The 13,702-nt window shown below is 68.0% G+C and carries 16 protein-coding genes; 7 read left to right on the top strand and 9 right to left on the bottom strand.

Features of this window, described 5'->3' with window-relative positions; translation table 11 throughout:
* The 3 genes from NB3_RS36870 to NB3_RS30040 all read left to right on the top strand — a co-directional run.
* Positions 1-124 (top strand): hypothetical protein (locus NB3_RS36870; RefSeq protein WP_371855949.1); only part of this gene is annotated, 124 nt, incomplete at its 5' end.
* 107 nt (positions 125-231) lie between these two features.
* Entirely contained in the window at positions 232-4,185 is a 3,954-nt protein-coding gene (locus NB3_RS30045) for a DNA-directed RNA polymerase subunit beta' (protein ID WP_067809994.1), read from the top strand.
* Positions 4,186-4,326: 141 nt separating this feature from the next.
* Positions 4,327-4,788 carry a PaaI family thioesterase gene (locus NB3_RS30040; RefSeq protein WP_244892147.1) on the top strand — a complete coding sequence of 154 codons (462 nt, stop codon included), beginning with the start codon at positions 4,327-4,329 and terminating at the stop codon, positions 4,786-4,788.
* Between the two features lie 71 nt (positions 4,789-4,859).
* On the opposite strand, the gene NB3_RS30035 is transcribed toward NB3_RS30040, so the two are convergent.
* Positions 4,860-5,870 (bottom strand): aldo/keto reductase, encoded by a 1,011-nt coding sequence (locus NB3_RS30035; protein ID WP_067809992.1) that lies wholly within the window; start codon positions 5,868-5,870, stop codon positions 4,860-4,862.
* Between the two features lie 100 nt (positions 5,871-5,970).
* On the opposite strand from NB3_RS30035, the gene NB3_RS30030 reads away from it, so the two are divergent.
* Positions 5,971-6,825 (top strand): helix-turn-helix transcriptional regulator, encoded by an 855-nt coding sequence (locus NB3_RS30030; protein WP_067809990.1) that lies wholly within the window; start codon positions 5,971-5,973, stop codon positions 6,823-6,825.
* On the opposite strand, the gene NB3_RS30025 is transcribed toward NB3_RS30030, so the two are convergent.
* Positions 6,822-7,445: a DUF8020 domain-containing protein gene (locus tag NB3_RS30025; RefSeq protein WP_067809989.1), complete on the bottom strand. Its 624-nt coding sequence runs from the start codon at positions 7,443-7,445 to the stop codon at positions 6,822-6,824. The two genes, NB3_RS30030 and NB3_RS30025, sit on opposite strands and share 4 nt — an antisense overlap.
* Positions 7,446-7,608: 163 nt before the next feature.
* On the opposite strand from NB3_RS30025, the gene NB3_RS30020 reads away from it, so the two are divergent.
* The gene (locus tag NB3_RS30020; RefSeq protein WP_067809987.1) at positions 7,609-7,941 is read left to right on the top strand and encodes an ArsR/SmtB family transcription factor; all 333 of its coding nucleotides are present in this window, start codon (positions 7,609-7,611) and stop codon (positions 7,939-7,941) included.
* Positions 7,938-8,414: an SRPBCC family protein gene (locus NB3_RS30015; protein WP_067809985.1), complete on the top strand. Its 477-nt coding sequence runs from the start codon at positions 7,938-7,940 to the stop codon at positions 8,412-8,414. The genes NB3_RS30020 and NB3_RS30015 overlap by 4 nt, the downstream gene beginning before the upstream one ends.
* Before the next feature lie 154 nt (positions 8,415-8,568).
* On the opposite strand, the gene NB3_RS30010 is transcribed toward NB3_RS30015, so the two are convergent.
* The 6 genes from NB3_RS30010 to NB3_RS29985 all read right to left on the bottom strand — a co-directional run bounded on the left by NB3_RS30010 (position 8,569) and on the right by NB3_RS29985 (position 12,798).
* Positions 8,569-9,558: a pirin family protein gene (locus tag NB3_RS30010; RefSeq protein WP_067809983.1), complete on the bottom strand. Its 990-nt coding sequence runs from the start codon at positions 9,556-9,558 to the stop codon at positions 8,569-8,571.
* Positions 9,555-10,349, bottom strand: a complete 795-nt coding sequence (locus tag NB3_RS30005) for a GNAT family N-acetyltransferase (RefSeq protein WP_067809981.1) — start codon at positions 10,347-10,349, stop codon at positions 9,555-9,557. The genes NB3_RS30010 and NB3_RS30005 overlap by 4 nt, the downstream gene beginning before the upstream one ends.
* A gap of 151 nt (positions 10,350-10,500) precedes the next feature.
* Positions 10,501-10,794 (bottom strand): putative quinol monooxygenase, encoded by a 294-nt coding sequence (locus NB3_RS30000; RefSeq protein ID WP_067809979.1) that lies wholly within the window; start codon positions 10,792-10,794, stop codon positions 10,501-10,503.
* Between the two features lie 25 nt (positions 10,795-10,819).
* Positions 10,820-11,830 (bottom strand): aldo/keto reductase, encoded by a 1,011-nt coding sequence (locus NB3_RS29995; RefSeq protein WP_067809977.1) that lies wholly within the window; start codon positions 11,828-11,830, stop codon positions 10,820-10,822.
* Positions 11,827-12,285 (bottom strand): MerR family transcriptional regulator, encoded by a 459-nt coding sequence (locus tag NB3_RS29990; RefSeq protein ID WP_244892146.1) that lies wholly within the window; start codon positions 12,283-12,285, stop codon positions 11,827-11,829. Before NB3_RS29990 ends, NB3_RS29995 begins: the two co-directional genes overlap by 4 nt.
* A gap of 141 nt (positions 12,286-12,426) precedes the next feature.
* Positions 12,427-12,798, bottom strand: coding sequence for a glyoxalase superfamily protein (locus NB3_RS29985; protein WP_067809975.1), 372 nt, complete (start codon positions 12,796-12,798; stop codon positions 12,427-12,429).
* Between the two features lie 58 nt (positions 12,799-12,856).
* Between NB3_RS29985 and NB3_RS29980 the strand changes: the two genes are divergently transcribed.
* Positions 12,857-13,060, top strand: coding sequence for a hypothetical protein (locus NB3_RS29980; RefSeq protein ID WP_067809973.1), 204 nt, complete (start codon positions 12,857-12,859; stop codon positions 13,058-13,060).
* Positions 13,061-13,068: 8 nt separating this feature from the next.
* Here NB3_RS29980 and NB3_RS29975 read toward each other — a convergent pair whose 3' ends face one another.
* Positions 13,069-13,560, bottom strand: a complete 492-nt coding sequence (locus tag NB3_RS29975) for a SixA phosphatase family protein (RefSeq protein ID WP_067809971.1) — start codon at positions 13,558-13,560, stop codon at positions 13,069-13,071.
* Between the last annotated feature and the right edge of the window lie 142 nt (positions 13,561-13,702).

Raw genomic sequence — 13,702 nt, 5'->3', positions numbered from 1 at the left:
GTCCGACGGCGCCGCGATCGAGCTGCGCGAAGGCGAGGACGAGGACCTGGAGCGCGCCGCGGCGAACCTCGGCATCAACCTGTCGAGGAACGAAGCCGCCACCGTCGACGATCTGGCGAACTAGGCGGTCGGCCGGATGCCGTCATCGCACGGCGTCCGGCCTCCCGCAACGGATTACCCAACTAGTGAACTTTTGCTCGAATTCGACCCGCACAGGGGAAAGGAAGTTACGTGCTAGACGTCAACTTCTTCGATGAACTCCGGATCGGCCTCGCCACCGCCGACGACATCCGTCAGTGGTCCTACGGCGAGGTGAAGAAGCCGGAGACCATCAACTACCGCACGCTCAAGCCGGAGAAGGACGGCCTGTTCTGCGAGAAGATCTTCGGTCCCACCCGGGACTGGGAGTGCTACTGCGGCAAGTACAAGCGCGTCCGCTTCAAGGGCATCATCTGTGAGCGCTGTGGCGTCGAGGTGACTCGCGCCAAGGTGCGCCGCGAGCGCATGGGCCACATCGAGCTGGCCGCTCCGGTCACCCACATCTGGTACTTCAAGGGCGTGCCGTCGCGCCTGGGCTACCTGCTCGACCTGGCGCCGAAGGATCTGGAGAAGATCATCTACTTCGCCGCCTACGTCATCGTGGCGGTCGACGAGGAGCTGCGGCACAACGAGCTGTCCACGCTCGAGGCCGAGATGGAGGTCGAGAAGAAGGCGGTCGCCGACCAGCGCGACGCCGACCTCGAGGCCCGCGCCCAGAAGCTCGAGGCCGACCTGGCCGAGCTGGAGGCCGAAGGCGCCAAGTCCGACGTCCGCCGCAAGGTCAAGGACGGCGGCGAGCGTGAGATGCGCCAGCTCCGCGACCGGGCCCAGCGCGAGCTGGACCGGCTGGACGAGATCTGGAACACCTTCACCAAGCTGGCGCCCAAGCAGCTCATCGTCGACGAGGTGCTCTACCGCGAGCTGGTCGACCGCTACGGCGAGTACTTCACCGGCGCGATGGGCGCGGAGTCGATCCAGAAGCTGATGGAGAGCTTCGACATCGAGGCCGAGGCCGAGTCGCTGCGCGAGACCATCCGCACCGGCAAGGGCCAGAAGAAGCTGCGCGCGCTCAAGCGGCTCAAGGTCGTCGCGGCGTTCCAGGCCAACGGCAACTCGCCGATGGGCATGGTGCTCGACGCCGTTCCGGTGATCCCGCCGGAGCTGCGCCCGATGGTTCAGCTCGACGGTGGCCGCTTCGCCACCTCCGACCTGAACGACCTGTACCGTCGCGTGATCAACCGCAACAACCGCCTCAAGCGACTGATCGACCTCGGCGCGCCCGAGATCATCGTCAACAACGAGAAGCGGATGCTGCAGGAGTCGGTCGACGCCCTGTTCGACAACGGCCGCCGCGGCCGTCCGGTCACCGGACCGGGCAACCGTCCGCTCAAGTCGCTGTCCGACCTGCTCAAGGGCAAGCAGGGCCGCTTCCGTCAGAACCTGCTCGGTAAGCGCGTCGACTACTCGGGCCGTTCGGTCATCGTCGTCGGTCCGCAGCTGAAGCTGCACCAGTGCGGTCTGCCCAAGCTGATGGCGCTGGAGCTGTTCAAGCCGTTCGTGATGAAGCGCCTGGTCGACCTGAACCACGCGCAGAACATCAAGTCGGCCAAGCGGATGGTGGAGCGGCAGCGGCCGCAGGTGTGGGACGTCCTCGAAGAGGTCATCGCCGAACACCCGGTGCTGCTGAACCGTGCGCCCACCCTGCACCGCCTCGGTATCCAGGCCTTCGAGCCGCAGCTGGTGGAAGGCAAGGCCATCCAGCTGCACCCGCTGGTGTGTGAGGCGTTCAACGCCGACTTCGACGGTGACCAGATGGCCGTGCACCTGCCGCTGTCGGCGGAGGCGCAGGCCGAGGCGCGCGTGCTGATGCTGTCGTCGAACAACATCCTCTCGCCCGCGTCGGGCAGGCCGCTGGCCATGCCGCGTCTGGACATGGTGACCGGCCTGTACTACCTGACCCGTCTGGAAGAGGGCGCGAAGGGCTCCTACCAGCCGGCCACCGCCGAAGGACCGGAGCGGGGCGTGTACTCCTCGCCCGCCGAGGCGCAGATGGCGGTGGACCGCGGTGAGCTCACCGTGCGTTCGCTGATCAAGGTCCGGCTGACCGACCAGCGTCCGCCGAAGGAGATCGAGGCGCAGCTGTTCCCGGAGGGCTGGCGTCGCGGCGACGCGTGGACCATCGAGACCACGCTGGGCCGGGTGCTGTTCAACGAGCTGCTGCCCGTGGACTACGCGTTCATCAACGAGCAGATGCCCAAGAAGCGCCAGGCGACGATCATCAACGATCTCGCCGAGCGTTACCCGATGATCGTGGTCGCGCAGACCGTCGACAAGCTCAAGGACGCAGGCTTCTACTGGGCCACGCGTTCCGGCGTGACGGTCTCGATGTCCGACGTGCTCGTGCCGCCGGAGAAGGCCGAGATCATGGAGCGCTACGAAGCGCAGTCGGATCAGATCGAGAAGAAGTACCAGCGTGGTGCGCTCGATCACCAGGAGCGCAACAACGCCTTGGTCAAGATCTGGCAGGAGGCGACCGAGGAGGTCGGTAAGGCGCTGCGCGCGCACTACCCGGCCGACAACCCGATCATCACGATCGTCGACTCGGGCGCCACGGGTAACTTCACCCAGACCCGTACCCTCGCCGGTATGAAGGGCCTGGTGACGAACCCGAAGGGTGAGTTCATCCCGCGGCCGATCAAGTCCTCCTTCCGTGAGGGCCTGACGGTTCTGGAGTACTTCATCAACACCCACGGCGCTCGTAAGGGTCTGGCCGACACCGCGCTGCGCACCGCCGACTCGGGTTACCTGACCCGTCGTCTGGTGGACGTCTCGCAGGACGTCATCGTGCGCGAGCACGACTGCGGCACCGAGCGCGGCATCGTGGTGCCGATCGCGGAGAAGCAGCTCGACGGCTCGATCATCCGCGACGCGCATGTGGAGACCTCCACCTACGCGCGCACGCTCGCGGCCGACGCGGTCGACGCGCAGGGCAACGTCATCGTGGCGAAGGGCGCCGACCTCGGCGATCCCGCGCTGGAGGCACTGCTGGAGGCAGGCATCACCGAGGTGAAGGTCCGCTCCGTGCTGACCTGCACCACCGGCACCGGCGTGTGCGCGACCTGCTACGGCCGCTCCATGGCGACCGGCAAGCTGGTCGACATCGGTGAGGCCGTCGGTATCGTCGCCGCGCAGTCCATCGGTGAGCCCGGTACCCAGCTGACCATGCGTACCTTCCACCAGGGTGGTGTCGCTGGTGACGACATCACCGGCGGTCTGCCCCGGGTGCAGGAGCTGTTCGAGGCGCGCGTGCCGAAGGGCAAGGCGCCCATCGCCGAGGTCTCCGGTCGCGTGCGGCTGGAGGACGACGATCGCTTCTACAAGATCACCATCATCCCGGATGACGGTGGCGAAGAGGTTGTCTACGACAAGCTCTCGAAGCGGCAGCGTCTGCGGGTGTTCAAGCACGACGACGGCACCGAGCGCCTGCTCTCCGACGGCGACCACGTCGAGGTCGGCCAGCAGCTGCTGGAAGGCGCGGCGGATCCGCACGAGGTGCTGCGCATCATGGGCCCGCGTCAGGTTCAGGTCCACCTGGTTCACGAGGTCCAGGAGGTCTACCGGTCGCAGGGTGTGTCGATCCACGACAAGCACATCGAGGTCATCGTGCGCCAGATGCTGCGTCGCGTGACGATCATCGACTCGGGCGCCACGGAGTTCCTGCCCGGCTCGCTCACCGAGCGCGCCGAGTTCGAGGCCGCCAACCGTCGCGTCGTCGCCGAGGGCAACGAGCCCGCGGCGGGTCGCCCGGTGCTGATGGGTATCACCAAGGCGTCGCTGGCCACCGACTCGTGGCTGTCGGCGGCGTCCTTCCAGGAGACCACCAGGGTTCTGACGGACGCGGCGATCAACTGCCGCTCCGACAAGCTCATCGGCCTCAAGGAGAACGTGATCATCGGCAAGCTGATCCCGGCCGGTACCGGTATCAACCGCTACCGCAACATCCAGGTGCAGCCGACCGAGGAAGCTCGTGCCGCCGCGTACGCGGTGCCGTCCTACGACGACACCTACTACAGCCCGGACAGCTTCGGTCAGACCACCGGCGCCGCGGTTCCGCTGGACGACTACGGCTTCAGCGACTACCGCTGATCCGTCAGCCGTAAGGCATCCGGCCCCCGCTCCGTTCTGGAGCGGGGGCCGGATTCGTTTCCGCGTGGTGGACAACCGGCGCGTGAGCCAGTAAAAGTAGAACAGGTTTCAGTTCTGCTCCTGGAGGTGGCGGTGGACGGCGTGGCGTTGGCGGACCTGGTGGTGGCCGGGTTCCGGAAGCTGGGGTTCATCCAGTACGCGGGAGTGGAATGGGAGGAGTTCGCGGCCGGGCGCAACGTGGTGTCGATCGTGCCGCGGGCGGAACATCTGAATCACAACGGGGATCTGCACGCCGCGGTGTTGTTCGGGATGGCCGAGACCGCGGCGATGGGCGCGTCGGTGTCCGGAATCGTGGACCTGATGGGGGATACGTTCATCGTCGCCAAGGACGGGCGTATCGAGTACAAGGCCCGCGCCAAAGGGGAGGCGGGGCCCTTTCGCGCGACCTCCGCGTTCTCCGACGAGACGCTGGCGAAGATGCGGGCGGACATCGATGCGAAAGTGCCACTCGAACTGGAAGTTCCGGTGGACATCACCGACAACACCGGAAGGACTGTCGCCGCGGCGGCATTCACGGCCGTGCTCCGTCCGCGCCGATCCTGATCACGCCGTAGGTGTGCTCGGCTGGGTGGGTGGTCCGAAGCGCGGCCGGCCGACCACGCTCCGGACGCGTCTCACTGCTCGCTGTCGAGCATCGCCATCTGCGCCGTGGCGTAGCGTTCACCCGCCACCCGGTCGGCGGGCACGGCCGACTCGATGGTGGACAACTCGTCCTCCGTGAGCGAAAGGTCTAGCGCGCGTACGGCTTCCGCCCAGCGTTCGCGTCGGCGGGTGCCGATGAGCGGAACGATGTCCTCGCCGCGGGTCAGCGCCCAGGCGATGGCCAGTTGCGCCACCGAGGCGTCCTTGCGTGCCGCGATCTCGGTCAGCGCGCGCACCAGTTCGAGATTCCGGTCGAGGTTCTCGCCCTGGAAACGCGGGCTGTGTGCGCGGAAGTCCGACGGGGCGAAGGTGGCGCCGGGTTGGATCGCATCGCTGAGCAGGCCGCGCGAGAGCACGCCGTAGGCCGTGACGCTGATGCCGAGCTCGCGGCAGACGGGCAGGATGCGCTCCTCGATGCCCCGCGAGAGCAGCGAGTACTCGATCTGCAGGTCCGTGATGGGATGCGCGGCCGCGGCGCGCCGGATGGTTTCCGGGCCGACCTCGGACAGGCCGACGTGCCGCACGTATCCGGCTTCGATCAGCTCGCCGATGGCGCCGACGGTGTCCTCGATCGGCACGTTCGGGTCCAGCCGGGCGGGGCGGTAGATGTCGATGTAGTCGACACCGAGCCGCCGCAGGCTGTAGCTCAGGAAATTGCGCAGCGCGGCCGGGCGGTTGTCGATGCCGACGAAAGCGCCGTCGGGCCCGCGCAGCGCGCCGAATTTCACGCTCAGCACCACGTCCTCGCGGGGACGTTCGGCGACGGCCTTGCCGATCAGCATCTCGTTGTGACCCGCGCCGTAGAAATCGCCGGTGTCGATGAGGTTGACGCCGGAGTCGAGCGCCGCGTGGATGGTCGCGGTCGATTCGGCGTCGTCGGTCGCGCCGTACGCGCCGGACATGCTCATGGCGCCGAGGCCGATGCGGCTCACGGTCGGGCCGCTGGCTCCGAGTCGCACTTCGTCGATCTTCGTTGTCGTCATGCGACCAGCCTGCGCCGGTCGGGCATGAGGCGGGAGAGATCGCTTGTCGTAGGAGCGGCGATCCCTGGCTGAGCACGCGGTCTCGGGGGACAGTGGTGGCATGGACCGCCCCGAACTCGCCGATTTCCTGCGCCGTCGCCGAGAGCAATTGACGCCCGCCGAGGTGGGCCTGCCACCCGGTATCCGGCGCCGCACGCCGGGGCTGCGCCGCGACGAGGTCGCCCTGCTCGCGGGCATCTCGACCGACTACTACACCCGGCTGGAGCAGTCGCGTGGTCCGCGTCCGTCCATCCAGGTGCTCGCCTCGCTCGCGCGCGCCCTGCGGTTCGGCAACGACGAACGCGACCACCTCTACCATCTGTGCGACCACGCCCCGCCGGGAAGCGAGACGACCGACAAGCATGTGGGCCCCGGCCTGATGCACCTGCTCGCCAAGCTGGACGACACCGCGGCCACGGTCGTCACCGATCTCGGCGAGGTGCTCGTGCAGAACCGGATGCACACTTTGCTGGTCGGCGATCACGGCGAACGGCGCGGCTGGGATCGGTACTACGCCTACCGCTGGTTCACCGACCCGTCCACGCGCACGAATTTCCCGGAGGAGGACTGGGACCGGCTCAGCCGCAGGCACGTCGCCGATCTGCGCGCCACGGCCGCGCGCAGGGCGGCCGATGCGGACGTGGTCGAGTTCATCGCGCAACTGCGCTCCGCGAGCGCGGAATTCGATCGGCTATGGAATGAACACGAAGTGTCCGTGCGCCTCTCGGACATCAAGCGCATCCTGCATCCGCAGGTCGGGCTGATCGACATCGTCTGCGAAACGTTGCTCACGCCCAACGCCGCCCAGCGCCTGCTCGTCTACCTACCGCGCCCCGGCACGGACGCGGCCGAGAAACTCGACCTGCTGCGGGTGATCGGTACGCAGCGGCTGACGCCCGCCGACCGGCTCGATTAGGGCGCGGTGACGTACTCCAGCGCCGCGTCGACGGCGGGCTGTCCACCGCCGATGACGTACCCGGCCATCGCGCCGATCGCGGCGCCCGCGACCGCGGCGACGGGGACGGTGATGAAGTCGATCACGAACAGGCCCAACGGGAATCCGACGATGAAGCCGATGGCGGCGCCGATGCCGGCGCCCGCCAGGATGGTCGGCATGACCTTCTCGGCTTCGGCGTAGAACCGCTCCTGCGCGCCGATGTCGCGCAGCGGCGCGTCGGCCATCGCGACCGGGGCGACGGTAAGGCGGTGGCCCGCGTCCTCGAGCACGGGCCGCAGTGCCACCCGCTGGTCACCGATGCGCAGCGTCATCGGCAGCGCGGCGACGATCTGGCCCTCGCGGTCGGCCACCGTCACCACCCGGTCGTCGTGGGTCAGCTCGAATGTCCCGTCCTGGATGGTCGCCACCGCCGCGCGGCGATCTTCGCTGGCGGCGACCTCGTAGGCGACCTGATGGAACGTGCCGTGCAGGTCGAGCGGCGCTTCGGCGGGCGCGGGCTGCGCGTGCGCGGCGCTCGTGGTGAGTGCGGTGGCCGCCAACGCCACCAGAGTCGCCGCGGTGAATTGCGAGATCCTCATCGTGCTCTTTCCGTGTCCCGCCCCCGTGTCCGGTTCGTCCGGACAAGATACCGCCCTGCGGGCGCGATCAGAAGGGTTGAGCGACAGTTCATCCGAGGCGCTGGACATGCCGACGTGCGATTCCCTATTGACGCGCGTCCGTTTCTGCGCAACACTGAACTAGATGGTTCAGTATGACTTCTTGGACGCCTCCTTCGGAGCGCTCGCGGATCCCACCCGGCGTGGCATCCTCGAACGCCTCGGCAGTGGGCCCGCGACCGTCAGCGAGCTGGCGGAGCGCTTCGAGATGACGCTCACCGGCGTCAAGAAGCACATCCAGTTGCTGGAGGCGGCGGGCATGGTGGTCACGGAGAAACGCGGCCGGGTGCGGTACTGCCGCCTCGGTGAGAACGTCTTCGACCGCGAAGTGGCCTGGATGCAGGGCTACCGGCGGATGGTGGAAGCGCGGCTGGACCGTCTGGGCGAATTCCTCGAACGAACGGAGCAGGAGCGATGAGCACAACCACGAACGACGCCGTCGTCACGACCGACACCGACCGCACGATCCACGTCGAGCGGATCTTCGACGCGCCGCGCGAGCGGGTGTGGGCCGCCTACAGCAGGATCGAACAGCTCGCCCAGTGGTGGGGGCGCGGCAATCGGCTCGATATCGAGCGCTGGGAGTTCCGTGCCGGAGGCCACTGGCGTTTCGTGGAGCACGCCGAGGGCGAGGCGTACGGATTCGAGGGCCGCTTCCGCGAGATCACTCCGCAGGAGCGCATCGTGTACTCCTTCGAGTGGGACGGCATGCCCGCCCATGTGGCGATCGACAGCGTCAGCTTCGTCGACCTCGGCGACGGCCGCACCAAGGTGGTCACCGACAGTCAGTTCCACACGCCGCAGGAACGCGACGGAATGCTCCAGTCCGGCATGGAGTCCGGGCTCAACGAGAGCTACCGCGCACTCGACGCCCTGCTCGCCCGCGGCTGAGTCCGTGCGCTTCGGCTCCGGTCGCGGTGACGTGAGCGGAGCCGAAGCGCGGGCGCCTACGACCAGGAACGGACGTCGGTCTCGGGCTGTGGCCGCAGTGGCACCGAGTTGGGCGGCGTCGACGACGGCGGGACGAGCCGGTTGAGATGGCGGTTCAGTCCCGGGCCGGGCCGATCCGGCGCTTACGGGGCTTCAGATGCAGTCCCGGCAGCGGCGGCGCGGGTATGCGCTGCCGCGGGGTGTGGCCGGCGATGTCGGCGAAGCGGGTGACGTCGTGATTCTCCCAATCGGCGCGGGCGCCGAGGATGTCCTCGTGGCTACGGCCGACGAAGTTCCACCACATCACCAGTTCCTCGCTGAACGGCTGGCCGCCGATCAGCGCGAAATGCGCGCCGCCCGCGCTGGTGAGCTGGAGTTCGTCGCGATCGGTGCCCAGATACAGCAGCGGTCCGGTAGCGAGTTCGTGGCCCGCGACGCTCACCTCGCCCTCGATCACGAGCACCGCGTGCTCGAAGCGGGGGTCGAGCGGGAGCGTGACATCGGCTCCCGGCTCGAGCCGCACGTCGGCGCCGACGATGGGCGTGTAGGCGATGGCAGGCGACGTCTTCCCGGCCAGCGATCCGATCAGCACGATCGCGCGCAGGCCGGGCGCCTCGACGACCGGCAGTTCGCGGTGCTGTTCGAAATGCGGGGCGATACCGGTGCGGTCGCCAGGAAGCGCGATCCACAGCTGCAATCCGTGCCCGGCGGGAGCGCCGGGCACCGCGTACTCGGAATGGGCGATGCCGCGGCCGGAGGTCATCAGGTTCAGCTGACCCGGTTCGATCTCCACATCCGACCCGACGGAGTCGCGATGCCGGATGCGGCCTTCGAACGGCCAGGTCACCGTTTGCAGGCCGATGTGCGGATGCGGATCGATGTCCGGCGGCGCACCGGTCTTGGTCACCGTCGGCGAGCCGAAGTGGTCGAGGAAGCACCACGCGCCGACGGTGGGCAGATCGCGTTGCGGCAGCACGCGTTCGACGTACACGCCGCGCACCCCGCCCAGCGGCACTTCGCGTGCCGGATACCGCTCCGCGACCGGGCCGGGGCCCGGCGCGGGTTCACACAGCGTCTCGGCCGGGCGCGGATCGAGATCGCTCACCGATCGACGCCCTTGCCGATCACGTGTTCGTCGTAGTCGGGGTGCTTGTCCAGGTACGCCTTGATGAACGGGCACACCGGACGGATCACGCGCCCGCGCTCGACGGCGTCCTCGATCGCGCTCTTGGCCAGGATCGAGCCGAGACCCTTCCCGGAGAACGCGCCGTCGACCTCGGTGTGCGTGAACACCGTCTCGTCGTCGCGTTCCTGATAGTCGGCGAAGCCGGCCAGTTCACCGCCGTAGAACACCTCGTAGCGCTGCCGCTCGTCGTTGCGGACGACCTTGGATTCCGAAGCCGATTCGGTCATGGTTCCCTTCTCCTTCCGTGCGTGCACCGGATGCCTGCTGAGAATCGAGACCCGGTTGAACGCGCCGATCGTGGTGGCCACCCAGATGACGACGGACAGCTGATCATCCGTCAGATACCGGCGAGCCGAAGCGTACTCGCGCTCGATGACGTGCTCGTCGGGAAGCGTCGCCGTCACCTCGGCGATCGCGAGCACGGCCCGCTCGAACGGGGTGTACGTGCCGCCGCGCCGCCATCCGGGCAGCACCGCGATCTCCTGCTCGGTGGCCCCGGCCGCCAGCGCGGCCCGGTAGTGCACGTCGAGGCAGTACGCGCAGCCGTTGATCTGGGAGACCCGCAGATTGATCAGCTCGATGATCCGGCGATCCAGCCCCGCCGCCGCGGCGGCGGCCCTGACCTGGCTCGCGACGCTGTTCAGCGCGCGGAACGCGGTCGGCGTCCGTTTGTCGATCCAGAGGCGATCTGGCGGTGCTTCGGGGCTCATATTCGTGGGATGTTAGTCCCCGTCGATGAACGCCACGGACCGCGCCACCGGAAAAGCGGACTCCGGTCCGGGTTCTGTCGGCAGAGAAGCGGCTCGGCCGCACGAACTCGCGGTGGTCCGGGACCGAACACGATCCCGGACCACCGTCGCGCTACCCGATCTCGGTGAACCGCCGCAGTTGGAACGGTTCGACCAGAATGTCCTCCAGCGCCGTCGCCAACGCCTTCAAGTGCGGCGTCTGGAAGTGCGCCGCCAGAGCGGCTTCGTCGGTCCACTCCTCCAGCAACACCATCCGGCTCTCGTCGGTGGGATGCAGGTAGAGCTCGTAGCGGATGCAGCCCTCCTCCGCGAGCGTGGGCTGGATCATCCCTTGCAGCAGATCCTTCAGTTCCGACTCGCGCCCAGGCTTCGCCGTGAAGCGGACATTGAGCGTCAACGTCGACATGGGCCTCTCCTGATCTGGTGATGGGTCATTCCCGGCCCGCCGAGGTGAACGACATGTCCGCGTACCGGGTTCCGGCCACCCGGCTCGCGATCGGCTCCAGCGCGGCCAGTTCGTCGGCGGTGAGCGAAATGGTCGCGGCAGCCACGTTGTCGGCGAGCCGGGTACGGCTGCGCGTGCCGGGGATCGGGACCACGGCGAGGTCGTGCACACCGGCCTGGGCGTGCACCCAGGCCAGCGCCACCTGCGCCAGGGTGATGCCACGCGCCTCGGCGATGGCACGCAGCGGATCGAGCAGCTCGGCGTTGCGCGTCGCGTTCTCGCCGGTGAAGCGCGGCATCGAGGAACGGAAATCGCTCGTGTCCGCGGTACCGGTGAACGATCCGGTCAGGAAACCGCGACCGAGCGGCGAGTACGGCACGAAGGTCACGCCCAGCTCCGCCGCCGCGGGCACCACGGTGCGTTCGACGTCACGGGAGAACAGTGACCATTCCGACTGCACGGCCGCGATCGGATGCACCGCGTGCGCCGCCCGCAATTCGGCGCCCGTCACCTCGGACAGCCCGAGAGCGCGCACCTTGCCCTCCCGCACCAATTCCGCCATCGCGCCGACCGTGTCCTCGATCGGCACGGCCGGGTCCTTGCGGTGCATGTAGTACAGATCGATGGTGTCGATCCGCAGCCTGCGCAGGCTGCCGTCCACCGCGGCGCGAATGTAGGCGGGGGAGTTGTCGAAGCCACGGTAGGCCGGGTCGTCGGCCTTGCGGACGATGCCGAACTTCGTGGCGATCACCAGCCGGTCGCGTTCGGCGCCGACGAAATCGCTGAGGAATTCCTCGTTGTGCCCGGAGCCGTAGACATCGGCGGTGTCGAACAGGGTGACACCCAGTTCCAGTGCCCGATCCAGGGTCGCCCTGGATTCGGTGAGATCGCTGGGCCCGTAGAACTCGCTCATGCCCATGCAGCCCAGACCCTGCGTCCCCACCTCGATGCCGCTGGCGCCCAGGGTGGTGGTGGGCAGCGTGTCCGTGCTCGTCATAGCTTGATCCCTTCGCTGTCGTGCGCGATGACCTCGGCCGGCGGGGCTGCCTCGACTTTGTCCTCGTAGAGGGCGATCTTGTAGTCCAGCACGGCCAGGGTCTGACGAAGTTCATCGATCTTGGCGAGTACCTCGGCGCGGGTGTCCCGGAACATCGTCAGCCGCTGCGGGAGCGTGGCGTCTCCCGCCCGCACCAGCTCGGCGTAGCGAACCATGTCCGCCACCGACATGCCGGTCGTGCGCAGCCGCCCGATCAGCGCCAGCCATTCCAGATCCCGGTCGCTGAACCGGCGCTTGCCGGAATGGTCCCGGCCGATGTAGTCCATCAGCCCGATCCGTTCGTACCAGCGCAACGTATCCCGGCTCAGCCCCGATCGCTCGGACACCTCGCCGATCGAATACCGCGGCAGCTCCCGGTCCTCGCCCGCGCTCATCGCGGAGGCCGTCTCGCTCACGACCGGTCCTCCGTCGTGTGTCCTCGGTTCCCTCGCCGACGCTCGCTCACTGCACTCGCCCTTCTCGTTGAACACTGACGACGCTAATCACCTGGAGTGCGCTCCAAGCAAGACCCATTCTCCGGGTTGTTCTCCCGACGATCAGCTGCTGTAGTCGGGCAACTGCTGGACGGCCCATTTGTTGCCGTCCGGGTCGGCGAAGAAGGTGAACAGCCCCCAGCCGAGGTCCTCGACCGGTGTGGCCTCCACACCGGCGGCGACCAGCTGGCGGTAGGCGTCTTCGGCGCTGGCGACCACCATCTGCATGCCCCGAACGCTGCCCGGCTCCGCGTCGGTGATGCCTTCGCCGAGGCAGATCGAACAGCCGGACCCGGGCGGTGTCAGCTGAACGAAGCGCAGATTCTCGTTCACCCGGTGGTCGTGGTCGGCGTTGAAGCCGATCTTGGTGTAGAAGTCCTTCGCGCGGTCGACGTCGGTCACCGGAATGGCGACGAGCTCGATTTTCCAATCCATCGGGCGAGCATTCCATCGTGCACCGACAAAGTCCCGGATTCCGGCCTACCCTGGGCACATGCCTGGAAAGGACATCGACCGGATCAGGGCTCGTTCGGCCTGGGCGACGGTCAAGGAAAGCCCGGTGATCACCGCGATCGCGGTCGCGCCGTTCGCGCTCGCGCTCGGCGTGGTGTGGTGGTTGTTCGGGGGACTCGCCGCGTTCGCGCTGCTGCTCGTGCTCGGTGGGGTCGTCGTGATCGGCGGCAGATTACTGCGCTGACCGCATGGTCAGCGCGGGATGTGGAACCGCACCAGCTCGCCGGTACCCGGATCGATGTCGGCCCAGTCGCGGTCGAAGCGCAGCACCGCGAGCGCTGAAGTCGGGAACTTCCGGCTGAGTTCGACCGCAGGGGCGCTGTCGCGATTGCTCGCCAGTTCCCAAGCCGTCCACGGCATGCCCGGCGCGTGCCCGACCACCAGCAGGGTCGCCACGTCGTCGTCGCTGAGGCGGATCAGCTCGATGAGCGTTTCCGGCGCGGCCTCGTAGATCCCCGCTTCGAAGACCACCGGCGCGGTGATGCCGGTCGAGGACAGGGTCTGCCTGGTGCGGGTGGCGGTGGAGCAGCGAACGGCGTCGATCGGCGGCTGGGTCGCGCGCAACCACTCGCCGGCGAGTCCGGCCTCGCGCCTGCCGCGCGGCGCGAGCGGTCGCTCGTGATCGTCGACGCCCTCCGGATAGGCCGACTTTCCGTGCCGCATGAGGATCAGAGTCCGCGCCATGGGGATACGGTAAGCCCTCCGGGGGAGAGGTCCCGACCACACTCGAGGCAAACTGAAAGCGGCATCACATCACGGGCTGCCGCGGGCGATCCTCGCGGCGCACGTGACGGACACCGCTCACCTGTCCACCACAACCCCTGGG

The sequence above is a fragment of the Nocardia beijingensis NBRC 16342 genome (genome assembly GCF_001612785.1).
GTDB classification, from domain to species: domain Bacteria; phylum Actinomycetota; class Actinomycetes; order Mycobacteriales; family Mycobacteriaceae; genus Nocardia; species Nocardia beijingensis.
The sequence above is the reverse complement of the archived record's forward strand: the minus strand, read 5'-3'. Positions and strand labels throughout refer to the sequence as shown.

Bases quoted from the DNA above. Each gene is read 5' to 3' on its own strand.
- NB3_RS29975 (WP_067809971.1), bottom strand. From the start codon at position 13,560: ATGGCGCGGACTCTGATCCTCATGCGGCACGGAAAGTCGGCCTATCCG.
- NB3_RS30035 (WP_067809992.1), bottom strand. From the start codon at position 5,870: ATGACGACAACGAAGATCGACGAAGTGCGACTCGGAGCCAGCGGCCCG.
- NB3_RS30000 (WP_067809979.1), bottom strand. From the start codon at position 10,794: ATGTCGACGTTGACGCTCAATGTCCGCTTCACGGCGAAGCCTGGGCGC.
- NB3_RS30015 (WP_067809985.1), top strand. From the start codon at position 7,938: ATGAGCACAACCACGAACGACGCCGTCGTCACGACCGACACCGACCGC.
- NB3_RS29995 (WP_067809977.1), bottom strand. From the start codon at position 11,830: ATGACGAGCACGGACACGCTGCCCACCACCACCCTGGGCGCCAGCGGC.
- NB3_RS30005 (WP_067809981.1), bottom strand. From the start codon at position 10,349: ATGAGCCCCGAAGCACCGCCAGATCGCCTCTGGATCGACAAACGGACG.
- NB3_RS30030 (WP_067809990.1), top strand. From the start codon at position 5,971: ATGGACCGCCCCGAACTCGCCGATTTCCTGCGCCGTCGCCGAGAGCAA.
- NB3_RS30020 (WP_067809987.1), top strand. From the start codon at position 7,609: ATGGTTCAGTATGACTTCTTGGACGCCTCCTTCGGAGCGCTCGCGGAT.
- NB3_RS29980 (WP_067809973.1), top strand. From the start codon at position 12,857: ATGCCTGGAAAGGACATCGACCGGATCAGGGCTCGTTCGGCCTGGGCG.
- NB3_RS29985 (WP_067809975.1), bottom strand. From the start codon at position 12,798: ATGGATTGGAAAATCGAGCTCGTCGCCATTCCGGTGACCGACGTCGAC.
- NB3_RS30025 (WP_067809989.1), bottom strand. From the start codon at position 7,445: ATGAGGATCTCGCAATTCACCGCGGCGACTCTGGTGGCGTTGGCGGCC.